Here is a 16,753-nt window from a genome sequence, read left to right on the forward strand (position 1 = left end):
CGAGAGAGGGGAGGAGGGGATATGACAACCGAGACACTGACCGCCGCGCCCACCGCGCCCGAGGCGAGCCCTCGGCGACGCCGTGGTGGCGTGCGCGGCAACGAGAACCTCGCCGGCTGGCTCTTCGTCACGCCGGTGATCGTCATCCTGGGGCTGTTCCTGCTGCTGCCGATCCTGATGGCGCTCTGGGTCAGCCTGACCGACTGGAACGGGCAGGGCAGCCCGTTCACCGGCGACGTCCCGTTCGTCGGCGCGCACAACTACACGCAGTTGTTCACCGAGGACGGGCTGGCCCGCCGCGACTTCATGACGAGCATCCGCAACAACATCTACTACGTGGCGATAGTGGTGCCGGCGCAGACCGTGCTGGCGCTCGGGCTGGCGCTCGTCGTCAACAACCGGATGCTCAAGGGCAAGAGCTTCTTCCGCAGCGCGTTCTACTTCCCCTCGGTCACCAGCTCGGTCGCGATCAGCGTGGTGTTCCTGTTCCTGTTCGCCAACTCCGGCGCGGTGAACGCGCTGCTCAGCCTCCTCGGTATCGACGGACCGGAGTGGTTCGCCGACTCCCGTGGCGTGCTGCACCTCCTCTTCGGCGCGCTCGGTGTCGACACACCCCCGGCGGCGCTCACCGACGGTGGCCCGTTCGGGCTGACCTGGTGGGACTGGCTGTCCGGCCCCAGCGTGGCGATGATCTCGATCATCACGCTTGTCGTCTGGACCACCTCCGGCACGTTCATGCTGATGTTCCTCGCCGGCCTGCAGAACGTGCCCGTGACGCTGGACGAGGCCAGCACCCTCGACGGCGCCTCCCGCTGGCAGCGCTTCCGCTACGTCACCCTGCCGATGATCAGGCCGACCACCTTCCTGGTGCTCACCCTCGGCACGATCGGCTCCTGGCAGGTCTTCGACCAGGTGTACGTCATGAGCCAGGGCGACCCGGCCAAGACCACCCTCACCCCGGCCTACCTGTCGTACCGGACCGCCTTCCGGGACTTCGACTACGGCTCCGGCGCGGCGATCTCCTTCGTGCTGTTCCTCATCATCATCGTGCTCACCCTGATCCAGCGCCGGGCGCTCGCCGAGCGGGACACCGACCGGCCGCGCCGCGGCTGGTGGCGTCGACGCGTACCGGAGAGGTCCTGACATGGCCGTGCTCACCGACCGCCCGGCGGCCGCGCCCGCGCGCGGCGACCAGCGCGCGGGTCGCACCCTGGCCACCCGCTTCCTGGGGTACGCAACGCTTGTCTTCTTCGGGTTGGTGTTCCTCTACCCGTTCGTCATCCAGATCTCCAGCTCGTTCAAGACCGAGCCCGACGCGGCGGCGAACCCGCTCTCCCCGATCCCGGACCCGCTCACCCTGGCGGGCTTCGAGCGGATCTTCGCGGGCACCAATTTCCCACTCTGGCTGGGCAACTCGCTGCTGGTGACAGTGCTGGTGACCCTCGGCCGGGTGTTCTTCGACTCGCTCGCCGGCTACGCCCTCGCCCGGCTGCGGTTCGCCGGTCGCGGCGGACTGTTCGCCGCAGTCATCGCGGTCATGGCGGTGCCCGGCGTGGTACTGCTGATCCCGAAATTCCTGGTGCTCAACCAACTCGGCATCTACAACAGCTACGCCGGCCTGGTGGTGCCGCTGCTGGCCGACGCGGCAGGCGTGTTCATCATGAAGCAGTTCTTCGAGTCGATCCCGGTGAGCGTCGAGGAGGCCGCCCGCATCGACGGGGCGAGCGTCTTTCGCACCTTCTGGTCGGTGGTGCTGCCGATGGCGAAGCCGGCGCTGATCACCCTCACCATCCTGTCGTTCCAGGGCTCCTGGAACGAGTTCCCGCACAGCCTCGTGTCGGTGCAGGACCCCGACCTGTTCACCCTGCCGCGCGGCCTCGCCGACCTGGTCAGCGGCTCGCTCGGCAGCGGCACCCAGTACCCGCTCAAGCTGGGAGCGGCGCTGCTCGCCACCATCCCGGTGGCGATCATCTTCGTGGTGTTCCAGCGCTACTTCGTCCGCGACGCCAACGACGGCTCGGACAAGGGCTGACCCCGGACCGACAGTGGCGGCTCCGCGTCCAGGCCGCCACTGTCGGTCACTCGGCCGGTACCTTCTCGGTCGGGACGGCCACGTGCAGGCGTACCTGGGGCACCAGCATGTCGTCGACGTCCAGCGCCCGGGCCGCGCCGTCGGGCTCCCAGCCGGTGCTGGTGAGGAACTTCCGGGTCGCCTCGTCACCGTCGAACGCCCAGGCCACCGCTCGACTCAGCCCGTCTTCCCGCCACAGGTCGACGGTCGCGGCGAGCAGGCGACTGCCGTGCCCCCGCCGGCCCCAGCGCGGCTCCACCAGCAGGTCGGTCACGGCGGCCACGTCCGGCCCGAGCGCGTCGGCCGGCTCACCCGGGGCGAGCGCCTCGCCGTCGGCCGGGCCGGAGGCGGCGAACCCCACCAGATACGATTGCTCGGCCTGTTCGACGGCGACCAGCACCCGGTGCGCGCCCGAGGGCGGCTCCAGCACCGCGGCGCTCCACCGCCGGGCGAGGAACCCCTCGTCCAGGTTGTCGAGCACGTGCCGAGGCAGAATGCGGCGGTACGCGACGCGCCAGGTCGCGAGCTGGATGCGTGCGATCTCGCCGGCGTCCTCGGGACGCGCCGGGCGGACGTACCCGAGAGCCATGGGACGGAAGCCTACGCAGGGCGAGGGAGGCGGCGGTGGCGCAGGGTGCCAACAGGACGACCGCGCAGGTCGTCGGGGTGGTGGTGCTCGCCGCGGCGGTCACCGCGTTCCTCGCCGTCGCTGCCGTCCGGCACGGTTTCTTCGACCTGAAGGTCTACTACGGCGCGTTGACGTGGTGGGTGCACGACGGCGGGGAGATCTACGACTACCTCAAACCGGGCACCCAGTACGGCTTCACGTACCCGCCGTTCGCGGCGCTTGTCATGCTGCCGATGGCGTACCTGCCGTGGTCGGCCGCGATCGTGGTGAGCGTGCTCGCCAGCGTGGCCACCACCACGGTGTTGATCTGGTGGCTTGTCGACCCGATCGCCCGCCGGGCCGGCTGGACCCGCTGGTTCGCGCTCGCCGTCGCGCTCTGCCTGGCCGCCGCGTTCGAGCCGATGCGGGAGACGGTGAACTTCGGCCAGGTCAACACGCTGCTGCTCTTCCTGGTGGCGGTGGACCTGCTGCGGCTGCTGCCGGCCGGCAACCGGTGGGCCGGGGTGGGCATCGGCCTGGCCACCGCGATCAAGCTGACCCCCGGCATCTTCATCGTCTATCTGCTGGTCACCGGGCGGTGGCGGGCGGCGCTCACCGCCAGCGCCGCGGCCGCCGGGGTGTCGCTGCTGGCCGGCGCGCTCTTCCCGGACGCCTCCCGGGAATTCTGGACCGAGGCGCTGTGGAACACCGGGCGCGTCGGCGAGCTGGCGTTCGTCTCCAACCAGTCACTGCGCGGGGTGGTCGCCCGGCTCGACCCGCAGCACCCGAGCACACTGCTCTGGCTGCTGCTCGTGCTCGGCGCCCTGGCGCTCTGGGCCTGGCGGTCCCGGGCCGCCGTCGCGGCCGGCGACGAGGCGACCGGCCTGGCGCTCACCGGCGCGGTGATGTGCCTGGTCAGCCCGGTCACCTGGGTCCATCACCTGGTCTGGCTGCTGCCCGGGCTGATCCTGCTCGTCGACAACGCGATGGCCGCGCCGGCCGGTCGTCGTCGCCGCGTCCTGCTGACCGCCGCGACTATCGGGTACGTGCTGCTGATCAGCCGAACCGTCTGGTTCTGGGAGAAGGACTTCACAGGCGTCGACGGCTTCCTCGGCAGCAACGCGTACGTCTGGATCAGCCTGGCCCTGCTGGCCTTCCTGCCGGTCCGCCGGTGGCTGGCACCCGGCGGGTCAGTCGTCGAGACGGCCGGCGTACCGCAGCTCGACAAGCCCGACCGGCCCGCGCCCGCCGGCGAGCGGCACCTGGTAGGTCGACTGCTCACCGTCCGCTGACAGCCCGGCCCGCTCGTAGAACCGGCGGGCCCGCCCGTTGTCCGCCAGCACCCACAGCCGGTAGCCGGTCCAGCCCCGCTCGCTGAGCCCGGCGCGGGCGGCCGCGAGCAGCGCGGTGGCCGTCCCGTCGCCCCAGAACGCCGGCTCGACGTAGAGCGCCAGCACCTCGCCGACAGTCGCGTCCAGGTCGTCGCGGTCCTGGTTGCGGCGGTACGGCCCGAACGTGGTGAAGCCGACGACCAGCCCGTCCACCTCACCGAGCAGGGTGCTGAACGGGTGCTCCGGGTCGGCGGTGCCCACGTCACGGCGGCGCTGCGCCCAGGCCCCCACGTTGAGTCGCCCGAGCACCTCGTCCGGCATGACACCGGCGTACCCCGACTGCCAGCCGTGCACGTGCACCCGGGCGACCGCCTCGGCGTCGTCCGGCTCCTCCCGGCGGATGGTCAGCATTGCACCGTTCTATGCCCCCGTGGCGGTCCGAGTCCAGCTTCCCGCACCGACGTCGTACCGATGATTTATCGTCGCCGACGATGGCCGCACCGGAATCACTCTCGCTCGCCCAGGCCCGCCGGGTGGCGCTCGCCGCCCAGGGCTTCGCCGACCCGCCGCCGGTCGGGGTGCCCACGCGTCGACACCTGCGCCGGGTCCTCGACCGGGTCGGGCTGATCCAGATGGACTCGGTGAACGTGCTGCAGCGCGCGCACTACCTGCCGCTCTACAGCCGGCTCGGTCCGTACCCCACCACCCTGCTCGACCAGGCCGCCTACCGGCGTCCCCGCGAGCTGTTCGAGTACTGGGGTCACGAGGCGTCCCTGGTGCCGGTGGGGCTGCACCCGCTGCTGCGCTGGCGGATGGCCCGCGCGCACAGCGAATCCTGGGGCGGCATGCGGCGCATCGCCCAGGAGCAGCCGGAGCTGGTCGCCTGGGTCCGGGACGAGGTGGCCGCGCGGGGCCCGTTGACCGCCGCCGAGATCGAGCACGACGCCCCCCGGGAGACCGGCAACTGGGGGTGGAACTGGTCGGCGGTGAAGCGGGCGCTGGAGTTCCTGTTCTGGGCCGGCGAGGTGACCGCCGCCGAGCGCAGCACCTCCTTCGCCCGCCGCTACGACCTGCCCGAGCGGGTGCTCCCGCCGGCCGTGCTGGCCGCGCCCACCCCGACCGACGCCGAGGCGTACCGCGCTCTGGTGGCCCTGGCGGCACGGTCGCTCGGGGTGGCCGCCGAGCCGGAGCTGCGCGACTACTTCCGGCTGCCACTGGCCGGCGCCCGGCAGGCCGTCGCGGAGCTGGCCGAGGCCGGCGAACTGGTGCCGGTCACCGTGGCGGGCTGGCGGCAGCCCGCCTGGCTGCACGCGTCCGCCCGACTGCCCCGGTGGGTTCGCGGCAACACGCTGGTCAGCCCGTTCGACCCGCTGATCTGGGAACGTGCCCGCACCGAACGACTGTTCGACTTCAGCTACCGGATCGAGATCTACGTCCCGGCGCCGCAGCGGGTGTACGGCTACTACGTGCTGCCGTTCCTGCAGGGCGATCGGTTCACCGCCCGGGTCGACCTGAAGGCCGACCGCAAGGCCGGAGTGCTGCTGGTGCCGGCCGCCTGGATCGAGCCCGGCGCCGATCCGGGGGAGACGGCGGTCGCCCTCGCCGCCGAGCTGTACCGGCTCGCCGGCTGGCTCGGGCTGGACGCGGTGGCGCCCCCCGCGGCCGGCGACCTGGCCGGTCCGCTCACCGCCGCGTTGGCCGGCGTGTCCGGTGTACCGTGAGCGCGTGACGAGCGTTCCCGGACCGGTCGACCAGCCGCAGCCCACCGCCGGCGCGGTCCACACGGTGCCCGACGACGCGGTCGGCACCGCGGTCGGCACCGCGGTCCCCGCTGGCGCGGCGGACGTTGCGCCGACCGGTTGGCCGGCGAGTCCGGCGGGTGGTTACGGCTACCCGGCGCCCGAGCCCGACCGGCTCACCCGGGTCGTGCTGCGGCTCTACGAGCGTTCGCCGCGCTGGGCGGTGCCGCTCGCCGCGGTCGGCTGCGTGGGCCTCGGCATGGCCTACGCGCTGCTGAGCAACCCGACCGAGGCCGACCCGGACGCCGCGCCGACCTGCCTGCTCAAGCTGACCACCGGGCTGGACTGCCCAGGCTGCGGCGGCACCCGTGCGCTCTGGTACGTGCTGCACGCCGACCTCCCGGCCGCGGCCCGTCACCACTTCCTCTTCGTCTTCGCGCTGCCCTTCCTGGCGTACCTCTTCGTCGCCTGGGCGGCCAACCAGGCGTTCGGCTGGCGGCTGCCGGAGCTGCGGATCAGCTCCAAGGTCATCGTCGGGTTCCTGGGCGCGTGGCTGGCGTTCTCGGTGCTGCGCAACCTGCCCTGGGCGCCGTTCACCTCGCTCTACGTCTGAGCGCCCCACCCGCGCGGTCCCTCTCGCTGCCTCCGCGGGTGAGGTCCGACCATCCCCCGTCCGCTGTAGAGCTGCCCCAGCTATGGGGCATGAGTCACGGTTGTCGCTGGCCTCAGCCTCGCCTCCGCCCCGGGAATGGGGCAGCTCTACAGGCAGCCGAGGACGTGCGGGGGACCGGCGGCGTGCCGGCGAGCTGGTCGAGATCTTGGACACCCGCGACCTTCGCTGGCTCGGCGGTGTCGGTGATTTGTCCGTTACTGGGCGGTTGCCGCACCGTGAGCCCGAGTTGGGCGCGCAGCCGTCGGCCACTACAGTCCCAGGAATGCCGGAGATGGTGCAGCCCCAGGTCAAGTTGATCGCGTGGACCCAGTTCGCGGCCCCGGACGACGTGCCGTGGTCGACCGATGCCGAGGGCGGCCAGGCGCTCGCCGAGTTCGCCGGACGGGCCTGCTACCAGTCGTGGAAGAAGCCGAACCCGGCCACCGCCACCAACGCCGGCTACCTCGCGCACATCCTCGACGTCGGCCACCTGAGCGTGCTGGAGCACGGCTCGGTGACCTTCTACTTCACCGGCGTCTCCCGCTCCCTCACCCACGAGCTGATCCGGCACCGGCACTTCTCGTACTCCCAGCTCTCGCAGCGCTACGTCCCCGAGCGGGACGCGGCCATGGTCGAGCCGGCCGTCATCGCCGACGACCCCGAGCTGCACAAGAAGTTCGTCGAGGCCGCCGAGGCGAGCGTTCGGGCGTACACCGAGTTGTTGGAGGGCCTTGAGCAGCGCTTCTCCGACGAGCCGAACCCGACGCTGCGCCGCAAGCAGGCCCGACAGGCCGCCCGCGCGGTGCTGCCCAACGCCACCGAGACGCGGATCGTGGTCACCGGCAACTACCGGGCGTGGCGGCACTTCATCGCGATGCGAGCCACCGAGCACGCCGACGTGGAGATCCGTGAGCTGGCCGTGGAGTGCCTGCGCCAGCTCCAGACGGTGGCGCCGAACGTCTTCGCCGACTTCGTGATCTCCACGCTGCCGGACGGCACCGAGGTGGCGGCCAGCCCGCACGAGGCGTCCTGAGCCCTTCCCCGGCGGGCTCCGGCTGGTCGTCCGCTAGGTTGGAGGGTATGACGCACGACCACCCCGACACCGCGGCCCGACCGGTGTCCCGCCCCTTCGGCCGGGTGCTCACGGCCATGGTGAGCCCGTTCACGTCCGACGGCACGCTCGACCTCGACGGTGCCGCCCGGCTGGCGAGCCACCTGGTCGACGAGCAGGGCAACGACGCGCTGGTGGTCAACGGCACCACCGGCGAGTCGCCGACCACCACCGACGCGGAGAAGGAACGCCTGATCCGGGCAGTGGTGGAGGCCGTCGGTGACCGGGCCAGGGTCGTCGCCGGGGTCGGCACCAACGACACCCGGCACACCATCGAGCTGGCCGCCGCCGCCGAGAAGGCCGGCGCGCACGGGCTGCTCGTGGTCACTCCGTACTACAACAAGCCGCCGCAGAGCGGTCTGCTGCGGCACTTCACCGCCGTGGCCGACGCCAGCGGACTGCCGGTGATGCTGTACGACATCCCGCACCGCTCCGGCGTGCCGATCGACACCGAGACGCTGGTCCGGCTGGCCGACCATGGCCGGATCGTCGCGGTCAAGGACGCCAAGGGCGACCTGACCGCCACCAGTTGGGTTACCAGCCGGACCGGCCTCGCCTTCTACAGCGGCGAGGACGCGCTCACCCTGCCGGCGCTGGCCGTCGGATGCGTGGGCGTGGTCGGCACCTCGACGCACTTCACCGGGGCGCTGACCGCAAAAATGATCGAGGCGTACGACGCGGGGGACATGCCGGCCGCGCTTGCCCTGCACCGGCGGCTGCTGCCGCTGTTCACCGGCATCTTCCGCACGCAGGGCACCATCCTGGTGAAGGCGGGCCTGGCGTCGCTCGGCCTGCCGGCCGGCCCGGTGCGACCCCCGCTCGTGGACGCCACCGACGACGAGATCGCCCAGCTGCGCGCGGACTTCGCGGCAGCGGGCCTGGAGCTGCCCGAATGATCGAACGACACGATGGGCGCCGAGTGACGGCGTCGCAGAATGAGGTGGACGCGTGACCGAGGCGCACATCGAGGCGGAACTACCCCCGCCGCTGCCGGAAGGTGGCCTGCGGATCATCCCGCTCGGCGGGCTCGGCGCCATCGGTCGGAACATGACCGTCTTCGAGTACGACGGCAAGTTGCTGATCGTCGACTGCGGTGTCCTGTTCCCCGACGTCGAGCAGCCGGGTGTGGACCTGATCCTGCCCGACTTCGGTCCGATCCTGGACCGGCTGGCCGACGTCCAGGCGATCGTGCTGACCCACGGTCACGAGGACCACATCGGCGCGGTGCCGTACCTGCTCGCCCACAAGCCCGACATCCCGCTGGTCGGCTCACAGTTCACCCTCGCTCTGGTCGAGGCGAAGCTGGCCGAGCGGCGGATCCAGCCGTACACACTCACCGTGCGCGAGGGTGGCCGGGAACGCCTCGGCCCGTTCGAGTGCGAGTTCTTCGCGGTCAACCACTCCATCCCGGACGCGCTCGCGGTGGCCATCCGTACCCCGGCCGGCCTGGTGCTGCACACCGGCGACTTCAAGATGGACCAGCTCCCGCTGGACGGCCGGATCACCGACCTGGCCGGTTTCGCGCGGCTCGGCGCCGAGGGTGTCGACCTGCTGCTGTCCGACTCCACAAACGCGGAGATCCCCGGCTTCGTCACCCCGGAGCGGGAGATCGGGCCGGTGCTCGACTCGATCTTCGCGAAGGCAAAGGGCCGGATCATCGTGGCCTCGTTCGCCTCGCACGTACACCGGGTGCAGCAGGTGTTCGACTCCGCAGCCGAGCACGGCCGCAAGGTCGCGCTGATCGGGCGGTCCATGGTGCGCAACATGGGCATCGCGCGGGACCTCGGCCTGCTCAACATCCCGGCCGGCCTGGTCGTCGGCATCGAGGAGGCGACCACGCTGCCGCCGGAGCAGATCGTGCTGATGTCCACGGGTTCGCAGGGCGAGCCGATGAGCGCTCTGGGCCGGATGGCCAGCGGCGACCATCGGCACATCACCATCGCCCCCGGTGACACAGTCGTCCTCGCGTCCTCGCTTGTGCCGGGCAACGAGACCTCGGTGTACCGGGTCATCAACCGGCTCGCCCGGGCCGGCGCGGTGGTCGTGCACAAGGACGTGGCCAAGGTGCACGTCTCCGGGCACGCCCCGGCCGGCGAACTGCTCTACCTGCTCAACGTGGTCCGGCCCAGCAACCTGATGCCCGTACACGGGGAGTGGCGGCACCTGCGCGCCCACGCCCGCCTCGGCATCGAGTCCGGGGTGGCCGCCGACCGGGTGGTGCTCTGCGAGGACGGCGACGTCGTCGACCTCGTCGAGGGCCGGGCCAGTCTGGTCGGGCACGTGAAGAGCCGGTACGTCTACGTCGACGGTCTCGCCGTCGGCGACGTCAGCGAGTCGCTGCTCACCGAACGGCGGATCCTCGGCGACGGCGGTTTCATCGCCACCACAGTGGTCGTCGACTCGGTCACCGGCAAGGTCGTTGCCGGCCCGACGCTGTCCGCGAAGGGCTTCTCCGAGGACCCGGAGGCGTTCAACCCGGTGGTTCCGCTGGTCACCGAGGCGCTCAACCGGGCGGCCGCGGACGGCATCACCGACCCGCACCAGCTCCAGCAGATCGTCCGGCGGACCGTGGGGCGGTGGGTCAACGACAAGTACCGGCGGCGACCCATGATCGTGCCCACAGTCGTCGAGGTCTGAGCACGTCGCGCTGACGCCGGTCCACCCGCTCGGGTGGACCGGCGTCGCCGTGTCCACCGGCGGGCGATCAGGGCAGGTCGGGCCGCTTCGCGGTCAGGGCAGGTCGGCCACCGCTTCGGCGTACGCGACACCGGTGGCGATCGCGGCGTCCACCAGCACCAGCAGTTGTGCCGGCGCCACCCCGTGGGTCAGGTCGGTCGCCACGTCCCCGGCGAGCACGATCTCCGTGTCGAGGTCGTGGGCGTACGCCTTGGGCAGCAGCCGGTCATGGTTCCAGGCGTTGCAGAAGGCGTACGCCTCGGCGCGGCGTGCCGTCGGCAGCCGACGGGCGGCCATCGCCCGGGTGTGCAGCACCTCGCCGCGTTCGCCGGCCCGACGGAACTGGATCACCGCGGCACCCCACCTGCCGACCACGGTGCCCCCGTCGTCGACCAGGTACCTGTCGCCGCGCCGATCCAGCGTCGAGGTGATCATGTCGGTGGTGAGTGCCATCACCTCCCGCTCGGAGGCAGCGTCCGCGCCGGGTTCGGTGCCGGCGTCGGGAGCGCCGAACTCGGTGCCGGCGTTCGCGGCGCCCGCTTCGGTGCCGGGCTCGTCCGCGCCGGGCTCGTCGTTCGGGTTGTCGTCGGAGTCGGGCGCGGGCAGCGGCACGGCCGCCGCCGATGGGCGCTCGGCCAGCCAGGCCGCCATCCGACCGGACTGGTGACCGGTGCCGTTGCGGGCGTCGAAGCTGCCCGCCAGGTCGGTGGCGATGCCGAGCAACAGCGAACCGAGGGTGGTCACGTCCAGCTCGGCGGCCGGGCGCTCGCCGTACGCCGGGCGGTGCACCGTCCGGTCACCCAGGCCCGCCTCGTCGGCCAGCGCGCAGACCAGCGCCCCGGCCGCGGCGAACTCCATCGCGGCGAGGTCGTCGGTGGGCCGGTCCAGTCGGGGCAACTGCTCGGTCAGGATTGCCAGCCCGCGGTCCAGGTGCCCGCCGAGCGCGCAGAAGCGCAGGTGCGTGGCGAGGTACGGGAAGGCGGAACGCTCCCGCCGGTGCCGCCGGTACGCCCGCACGTGCGCCGCCGCGGCCTGCTCGGGCTCGCCGACCCGCGACATCGGCAGCAGCCCGGCGACAAGCGCCCGCTCGGGCTGGTCGGTGCACTCCTGAGCCTCGGTGCCGGGCGCCTCAAGCTCGGTGCGGGCGGCCTGCCACTCACCCCAACCGGCGAGCAGCTCCGCGCGTCGGGCCGGGGCGCAGCCCGGGCACCCACCGGCCGGCCCGGAACGCGTGCCCGCCCACTCCTGGAAGAAGTGGCGGGCGGTGGGCTCGTCGCCGAGGTGGTCGGCGATCCGGCAGCGCAGCTCGGCGACCATCGGCGCGTCGGGCCCGTCGGCCCCCACCCGGTGGGCCAGGTCGTCCAGCAGAAGTCGGGTCTGGTCCAGCCCGACCCGGGGAGTGCCGAGCAGCGCCTCCACCGCGTACCGCTGGTAGCGCGGCAGCAGCTCGGCCTCGGCGTCGGTGAGCAGCGCGGGCCACCTGTCGGCGGCGGCCAGGCAGCGTCGCAGCGGTTCGATCAGCCGCCACCGCTCGCCGTGCAGTAGGTACGCCTCGATCAGGGCGAACCGGGCGTCCAACCCGGACCGGACGTCCTCGGCGGCGTCGGCCCGCTCGGCGACGCGTTCGAGGGCGGCCAGCCGACCGGACCCGTCCGGCAGGTCCCGGGCGTCGGCGAGCGCGGCCACCAGCGCGGTGACCCGGTGACCTGCGGCCCGGCCGTCGGAGGGCGCCTCGACCCGGTCGGTGCGGCTGCCCGTCGTCTCCTCGCGGCCGGTCACGCCGACACCGCGCCGGGCAGCCGGCCGACGGCGACGGCGAGCTGGCAGCCGGTAGTGATGCCACAGTCGAGCAGTTGGTCGAGCTGGTGCGGTGTGACCCCGCGTTCCAGGTCGGTGATCACCTCACCGTAGATCCGGGCCTGACCGCCGTCGTCGACGTGCACGAACGCCTTCGGCCAGAGCCGGTCGTGGTTCCACGCGTTGCAGAAGGCGTACAGGGCGGGCACCTGCTCGATCCCGAAGGCGGGCGCGACCATCGTGCGGACCTGGAGCACCTCGCCGGCAGCGCCGAGACGCAGGAACCAGATCAGGTTGTCGTCGAAGCGGCCCACGAGGTCACCGTCCACGGCGCGACCGACCCGCCGGCCACGCGCGGCGAGCACCGCGGCGACCAGCTCGCCGGTCAGCGGGCGCAACCTGTCGGGGTGCCCGGCCAGCGGATCGTCCTCGATTCTCGGCGACGCCATCGGGCATCCCTTCTGAGGCGGATATCACGACCGGCGGCGGGGTCCGTGTTGCGACGCGCGGACACGACCCGGAAAAGCGGGGATCTGCCCGCCCCCACCGTTACCGTGACTCTATGGCGGGCCGTACCTCTCAGGCGAGCCGGCGACGCGGCGCGTCGCCGCGCGGTGGCACCAACAGCCGTGCCCGTCAACCGGCGAAGAAGACCCGGGCACCCGTACGCCGACGCACCACACCCGCCCGTCCGGGGCCGGCCGTCTACGTTGGCCGCGCGGTCGGCGCACTGTGGATGGGGCTGGCCCACGGGATGGGTTGGGCGGTGCGGGCCGCCGGCCGACAGGCAGCCTCCGCCCGCGACCTCGACCCGGAGCACCGTCGCGACGGCGGCGGGTTGCTGCTGTTCGGGCTGGCCCTGCTCAGCGCCGTCGCGCTCTGGTTCTCCGGCGCGGGCCCGGTGGGCGCGCGTCTGGCCGACACGATCCGGCTGTTCCTGGGCGCGATCTCCGTGGTGGTGCCGGTGCTGCTGATGATCGGCGCCTGGCGGCTGATGCGCCAGCCGGCCGATCCGGAGCACCGGGGTCGCGGGTTGATCGGGTGGGGCTCGCTGCTCGTGTCGACAGCCGCGCTGCTCCAGATCGGTCAGGACCCGACGGACACGGTGCAGCGTGACTACGCCGGTGGCCTGGTCGGCGCCGGCGTGGGCGGGTTGCTGGAGCGGGCGGTCACCGCCTGGGTGGCCGTACCGTTGCTGATCCTGCTGCTGCTCTTCGGCCTGCTCGTGGTGACCGCGACGCCGATCAACAAGATCCCCGAGCGGCTGGGCCTGCTCGCCGGAAGCCTGGTGGCGACACCGGAGGCGGTCGTCGGCGAAGAGACCGACGAGACGGTCCTCAACCGACCGGCCCGCAAGCGGCAGGCGAAGCGGATGCCCCCGCCACTGGACCCGGACGACTTCGACGACCTGGAGGGCGCCGACCTCCAGGAGACGATGGTCCTGCCGCGCAAGGCCCCGGCGAAGGTGCCGGCCAGCCGCAAGCCGGCCGAGCCGCCGGAGCACTCGCCCGCGCCCACCCGCGCCGAGCAACTCGCGTTGACAGGCATGTCCGGCGACTACACACTGCCGCCGGCGAACATGCTCAGCGCCGGCGCGGCCGCGAAGACCCGCAGCAAGGCCAACGACGAGGTGATCGCCGCGCTGACAGGCGTCTTCGACCAGTTCGACGTGGACGCCGCCGTCACCGGCTTCACCCGCGGCCCGACGGTCACCCGCTACGAGGTGGAGCTGGGGCACGGGGTCAAGGTCGAGCGGATCACCCAGCTCTCCCGCAACATCGCGTACGCCGTGAAGTCACCTGACGTGCGGATCCTCAGCCCGATTCCGGGCAAGAGCGCGGTCGGCGTGGAGATCCCGAACACCGACCCGGAGAACGTGGCGCTCGGCGACGTGCTGCGCTCGCGGGCGGCGACGAGCGACCATCACCCGATGGTGGTGGCGCTCGGCAAGGACATCGAGGGCGGCTACGTGGTGGCCAACCTCGCGAAGATGCCCCACATTCTGATCGCCGGGGCCACCGGCGCGGGCAAGAGTTCGTGCCTGAACACGCTGCTGGTGTCCGTCCTCACCCGGGCCACCCCGGACGAGGTGCGGCTGCTGCTGATCGACCCGAAGCGGGTCGAGATGACCGGCTACGAGGGCATCCCGCACCTGGTCACCCCGATCGTCACGAACGCAAAGAAGGCGGCCGACTCGCTGGACTGGGTCGTGCGCGAGATGGACATGCGCTACGACGACCTCGCCGCCAACGGGGTCCGGCACATCGACGACTTCAACCGCAAGGTCCGCAACGGCGAGATCAAGGCCCCGCCGGGCAGCGAACGGGAGATGCGCCCGTACCCGTACCTGCTGGTGATCGTGGACGAGTTGGCGGACCTCATGATGGTCGCGCCACGCGACGTGGAGGACTCGGTCGTCCGGATCACCCAGCTCGCCCGTGCCGCAGGCATCCACCTGGTACTGGCCACCCAGCGCCCCTCGGTCGACGTGGTGACCGGCCTGATCAAGGCGAACGTGCCGTCCCGGCTGGCGTTCGCCACCTCGTCCCTCGCGGACTCCCGGGTCATCCTGGACCAGCCCGGCGCGGAGAAGCTGCTCGGCCGCGGTGACGGTCTCTTCCTGCCGATGGGCGCCTCGAAGCCGGTCCGGATCCAGGGCGCCTGGGTGACCGAGCGCGAGATCGCCGACGTGGTGAAGTTCTGCAAGGACCAGCGGGAGCCTGAGTTCCGCAAGGACGTGCTGGCGCCCGCGCAGGACAACAAGAAGAAGATCGACGAGGACATCGGCGACGACCTCGACCTGCTGGTGCAGGCGGTGGAGCTGGTGGTCACCTCACAGTTCGGCTCCACCTCGATGCTCCAGCGCAAGCTGCGGGTCGGTTTCGCGAAGGCGGGCCGTCTCATGGACCTCATGGAGACCCGTGGTGTGGTCGGGCCGTCGGAGGGGTCGAAGGCGCGTGACGTGCTGGTCAAGCCGGACGAGTTGGAGGACGTCCTGTCCGGCCTGCGAGGCGACGTGGACTGACCGGGCGGGGCGCGGCCGACCCGGAGTACGCGACGGGCCCGCCGGAAGCCGGCGGGCCCGTCGAAGAAGAGCGCTCAGTTGTTGATCAATGCACCGATGATCACCAGGCTGATGATCGCGGCGACGACGCTTGCCGCGGCGGCGTACCAGCCCAGTGGCTTGTCGCCCAGGACGGCGCCGACGACGCCGGCGATCACGCCGAGTACACCGAAGATGATCGGGTTGAGCAGCAGCGCGAGCACCGCGAACACGAAACCCACGATGGTGAGGATCCGAGCGGCGCTGGTGCGCTGGCGGGCGGTGCCGGGGACGTCGGCCATGTCTTCCTCCGGTGTGAGAGCCTGTGGTGACGGACCGATCACTACCCACTGTGGGTGCTGGTCACGCGTCCCTCTTCAGTGGAAGATCTTCAGCCCGACCACGCCGGCGACCACCAGCAACAGGCAGAGGATCCGGGGCAGGCTTGTCGACTCGCCGAGCGCCAGCATCCCGACCAGCGCGGTACCCACCGCGCCGATGCCGACCCAGACCGCGTAACCGGTGCCGACCGGGATGTCGCGCAGCGCGTACGCCAGCCCGGCCATGCTCAGCACCAGGGTCAGCGCGAACACCACCGACGGGATCGGCCGGCTGAAGCCGGCGCTGCGGTCCAGGGCGATCGCCCAGGCCGTCTCCAACAGTCCAGAGATCACCAACACCAGCCAGGCCATCGGCCGACGCTAGCACCGGGCCGACGGCCAGGGTGGTGACTCCCGCCACCACGCGTTGACCTCTACCTCACTTCAACTTGCAGTATGGCGAGCATGGCCCTGCTCTATGCCGATCCCGAGGTCGCCGCCGTCCTGGACGCCACCACCACAGTCGACGCCATGCGGGTCGCCCTGGTGGCCGCCCACGAGGGGCGGCTGGTCGCCCCACCCCGGGCCGCCGCCCCGCTCGGCGGGGGACGGATGGTCCTCACCGCCGGGCACCTGGTCGGCGAGTGGTACGGCTACCGCTCGTACGACACGTTCGGCCACCCGCAGGGCGAGCAGCTGGTGGTGCTGCACGACGCCCGCACCGGCGCGGTCCGTGCCGTCGCCGTCGGCGAGGAGTTGGGCTCCCGGCGTACCGGTGGACTGGGTGGAGCGGCCGTCGACGCGCTGGCCCGGCCGGACGCGGCGACCCTCGGCGTGATCGGCTCCGGGCGGCAGGCGTGGACCCAGGTGTGGGCCGCGGCGGCCGTGCGTCCGCTGCGGGAGGTGGTGGTGCACAGCCGCTCGGCGGCGCGACGGGACGCCTTCGCCGCCCGGGTACGCGCCGAGCTGGACGTGCCGGCCCGCGCCGTCGCCGACCCGGGCGCGGCGGTCACCGGGCGGGACATCGTGGTGCTCGCCACCACCAGCCCCACCCCGGTGCTGCACGCCTGCGATGTGAGCCCCGGCACACACGTCAACGCTGTCGGTTTCAAGCAGCACGACCGCAGCGAGTTCGGCACCGACCTGCTGGACGTCGCCGACCTGCTGGTCACCGACTCGCCGGCCCAGGCGGCCGACTACCAGCCGCCGATGCTCGCGGCCCTGCCCCCGTACGCCGGACGGTTGCGTGACCTGGGCGGCATCCTGGCGGGCGCGGTCCCCGGCCGGACCACGGCGGACCAGCTCTCCGTCTTCTGCTCCACGGGCCTGGCCGGCACGGAGGTCTTCCTGCTCGACGCGCTGACCCGGGTGGGCGCGGCACGGGGCTGACCGGAGGACCGCGTGGC

Annotated in this window: 16 protein-coding genes; 10 read left to right on the top strand and 6 right to left on the bottom strand. The window is 72.1% G+C overall.

Annotated elements, in window-relative coordinates:
- Window positions 1-21: 21 nt before the first annotated feature.
- Both ACGFIE_RS15005 and ACGFIE_RS15010 read left to right on the top strand, forming a co-directional pair.
- Entirely contained in the window at window positions 22-1,143 is a 1,122-nt protein-coding gene (locus ACGFIE_RS15005; RefSeq protein ID WP_393294741.1) for a carbohydrate ABC transporter permease, read from the top strand.
- A 1-nt stretch (window position 1,144) separates the two neighbouring features.
- Entirely contained in the window at window positions 1,145-2,032 is an 888-nt protein-coding gene (locus ACGFIE_RS15010; RefSeq protein ID WP_393294743.1) for a carbohydrate ABC transporter permease, read from the top strand.
- A 46-nt stretch (window positions 2,033-2,078) separates the two neighbouring features.
- Here the strand turns inward: ACGFIE_RS15010 and ACGFIE_RS15015 are convergent, their stop codons facing one another.
- Window positions 2,079-2,660, bottom strand: a complete 582-nt coding sequence (locus ACGFIE_RS15015) for a GNAT family N-acetyltransferase (RefSeq protein WP_393294745.1) — start codon at window positions 2,658-2,660, stop codon at window positions 2,079-2,081.
- 35 nt (window positions 2,661-2,695) lie between these two features.
- Between ACGFIE_RS15015 and ACGFIE_RS15020 the strand changes: the two genes are divergently transcribed.
- Entirely contained in the window at window positions 2,696-3,970 is a 1,275-nt protein-coding gene (locus ACGFIE_RS15020; RefSeq protein WP_393294747.1) for a glycosyltransferase 87 family protein, read from the top strand.
- Here the strand turns inward: ACGFIE_RS15020 and ACGFIE_RS15025 are convergent.
- Entirely contained in the window at window positions 3,869-4,420 is a 552-nt protein-coding gene (locus ACGFIE_RS15025) for a GNAT family N-acetyltransferase (RefSeq protein WP_363688963.1), read from the bottom strand. The two genes, ACGFIE_RS15020 and ACGFIE_RS15025, sit on opposite strands and share 102 nt — an antisense overlap.
- Window positions 4,421-4,500: 80 nt before the next feature.
- Between ACGFIE_RS15025 and ACGFIE_RS15030 the strand changes: the two genes are divergently transcribed.
- The 5 genes from ACGFIE_RS15030 to ACGFIE_RS15050 all read left to right on the top strand — a co-directional run bounded on the left by ACGFIE_RS15030 (window position 4,501) and on the right by ACGFIE_RS15050 (window position 10,148).
- Complete coding sequence (locus ACGFIE_RS15030) at window positions 4,501-5,730, top strand: winged helix-turn-helix domain-containing protein (protein ID WP_393294750.1); 1,230 nt, start codon at window positions 4,501-4,503, stop codon at window positions 5,728-5,730.
- Window positions 5,720-6,361, top strand: coding sequence for a DUF2752 domain-containing protein (locus ACGFIE_RS15035; protein ID WP_393294752.1), 642 nt, complete (start codon window positions 5,720-5,722; stop codon window positions 6,359-6,361). The genes ACGFIE_RS15030 and ACGFIE_RS15035 overlap by 11 nt, the downstream gene beginning before the upstream one ends.
- Before the next feature lie 331 nt (window positions 6,362-6,692).
- Entirely contained in the window at window positions 6,693-7,433 is a 741-nt protein-coding gene (thyX, locus tag ACGFIE_RS15040; protein ID WP_363689045.1) for an FAD-dependent thymidylate synthase, read from the top strand.
- Window positions 7,434-7,480: 47 nt separating this feature from the next.
- Entirely contained in the window at window positions 7,481-8,407 is a 927-nt protein-coding gene (gene dapA, locus ACGFIE_RS15045; protein ID WP_393294754.1) for a 4-hydroxy-tetrahydrodipicolinate synthase, read from the top strand.
- A 52-nt stretch (window positions 8,408-8,459) separates the two neighbouring features.
- Window positions 8,460-10,148 (top strand): ribonuclease J, encoded by a 1,689-nt coding sequence (locus ACGFIE_RS15050; RefSeq protein WP_363688971.1) that lies wholly within the window; start codon window positions 8,460-8,462, stop codon window positions 10,146-10,148.
- Between the two features lie 93 nt (window positions 10,149-10,241).
- Here ACGFIE_RS15050 and ACGFIE_RS15055 read toward each other — a convergent pair whose 3' ends face one another.
- Entirely contained in the window at window positions 10,242-11,876 is a 1,635-nt protein-coding gene (locus ACGFIE_RS15055) for a YbjN domain-containing protein (protein ID WP_393295635.1), read from the bottom strand.
- A gap of 86 nt (window positions 11,877-11,962) precedes the next feature.
- Complete coding sequence (locus ACGFIE_RS15060; protein ID WP_393294756.1) at window positions 11,963-12,433, bottom strand: YbjN domain-containing protein; 471 nt, start codon at window positions 12,431-12,433, stop codon at window positions 11,963-11,965.
- A gap of 113 nt (window positions 12,434-12,546) precedes the next feature.
- On the opposite strand from ACGFIE_RS15060, the gene ACGFIE_RS15065 reads away from it, so the two are divergent.
- A complete protein-coding gene (locus ACGFIE_RS15065; protein ID WP_393294758.1) occupies window positions 12,547-15,009 on the top strand; it encodes a DNA translocase FtsK in 2,463 nt (820 codons plus the stop codon).
- A 74-nt stretch (window positions 15,010-15,083) separates the two neighbouring features.
- On the opposite strand, the gene ACGFIE_RS15070 is transcribed toward ACGFIE_RS15065, so the two are convergent.
- Complete coding sequence (locus ACGFIE_RS15070) at window positions 15,084-15,329, bottom strand: hypothetical protein (protein WP_393294760.1); 246 nt, start codon at window positions 15,327-15,329, stop codon at window positions 15,084-15,086.
- 75 nt (window positions 15,330-15,404) lie between these two features.
- Complete coding sequence (locus ACGFIE_RS15075; protein WP_393294762.1) at window positions 15,405-15,719, bottom strand: DMT family transporter; 315 nt, start codon at window positions 15,717-15,719, stop codon at window positions 15,405-15,407.
- Between the two features lie 93 nt (window positions 15,720-15,812).
- Here ACGFIE_RS15075 and ACGFIE_RS15080 point away from each other — a divergent pair, with 93 nt between their 5' ends.
- Window positions 15,813-16,736: an ornithine cyclodeaminase family protein gene (locus ACGFIE_RS15080; RefSeq protein ID WP_393294764.1), complete on the top strand. Its 924-nt coding sequence runs from the start codon at window positions 15,813-15,815 to the stop codon at window positions 16,734-16,736.
- Window positions 16,737-16,753 lie beyond the last annotated feature (17 nt).

This window comes from Micromonospora sp. NPDC049275, from assembly GCF_043197115.1.
Lineage (GTDB): Bacteria > Actinomycetota > Actinomycetes > Mycobacteriales > Micromonosporaceae > Micromonospora.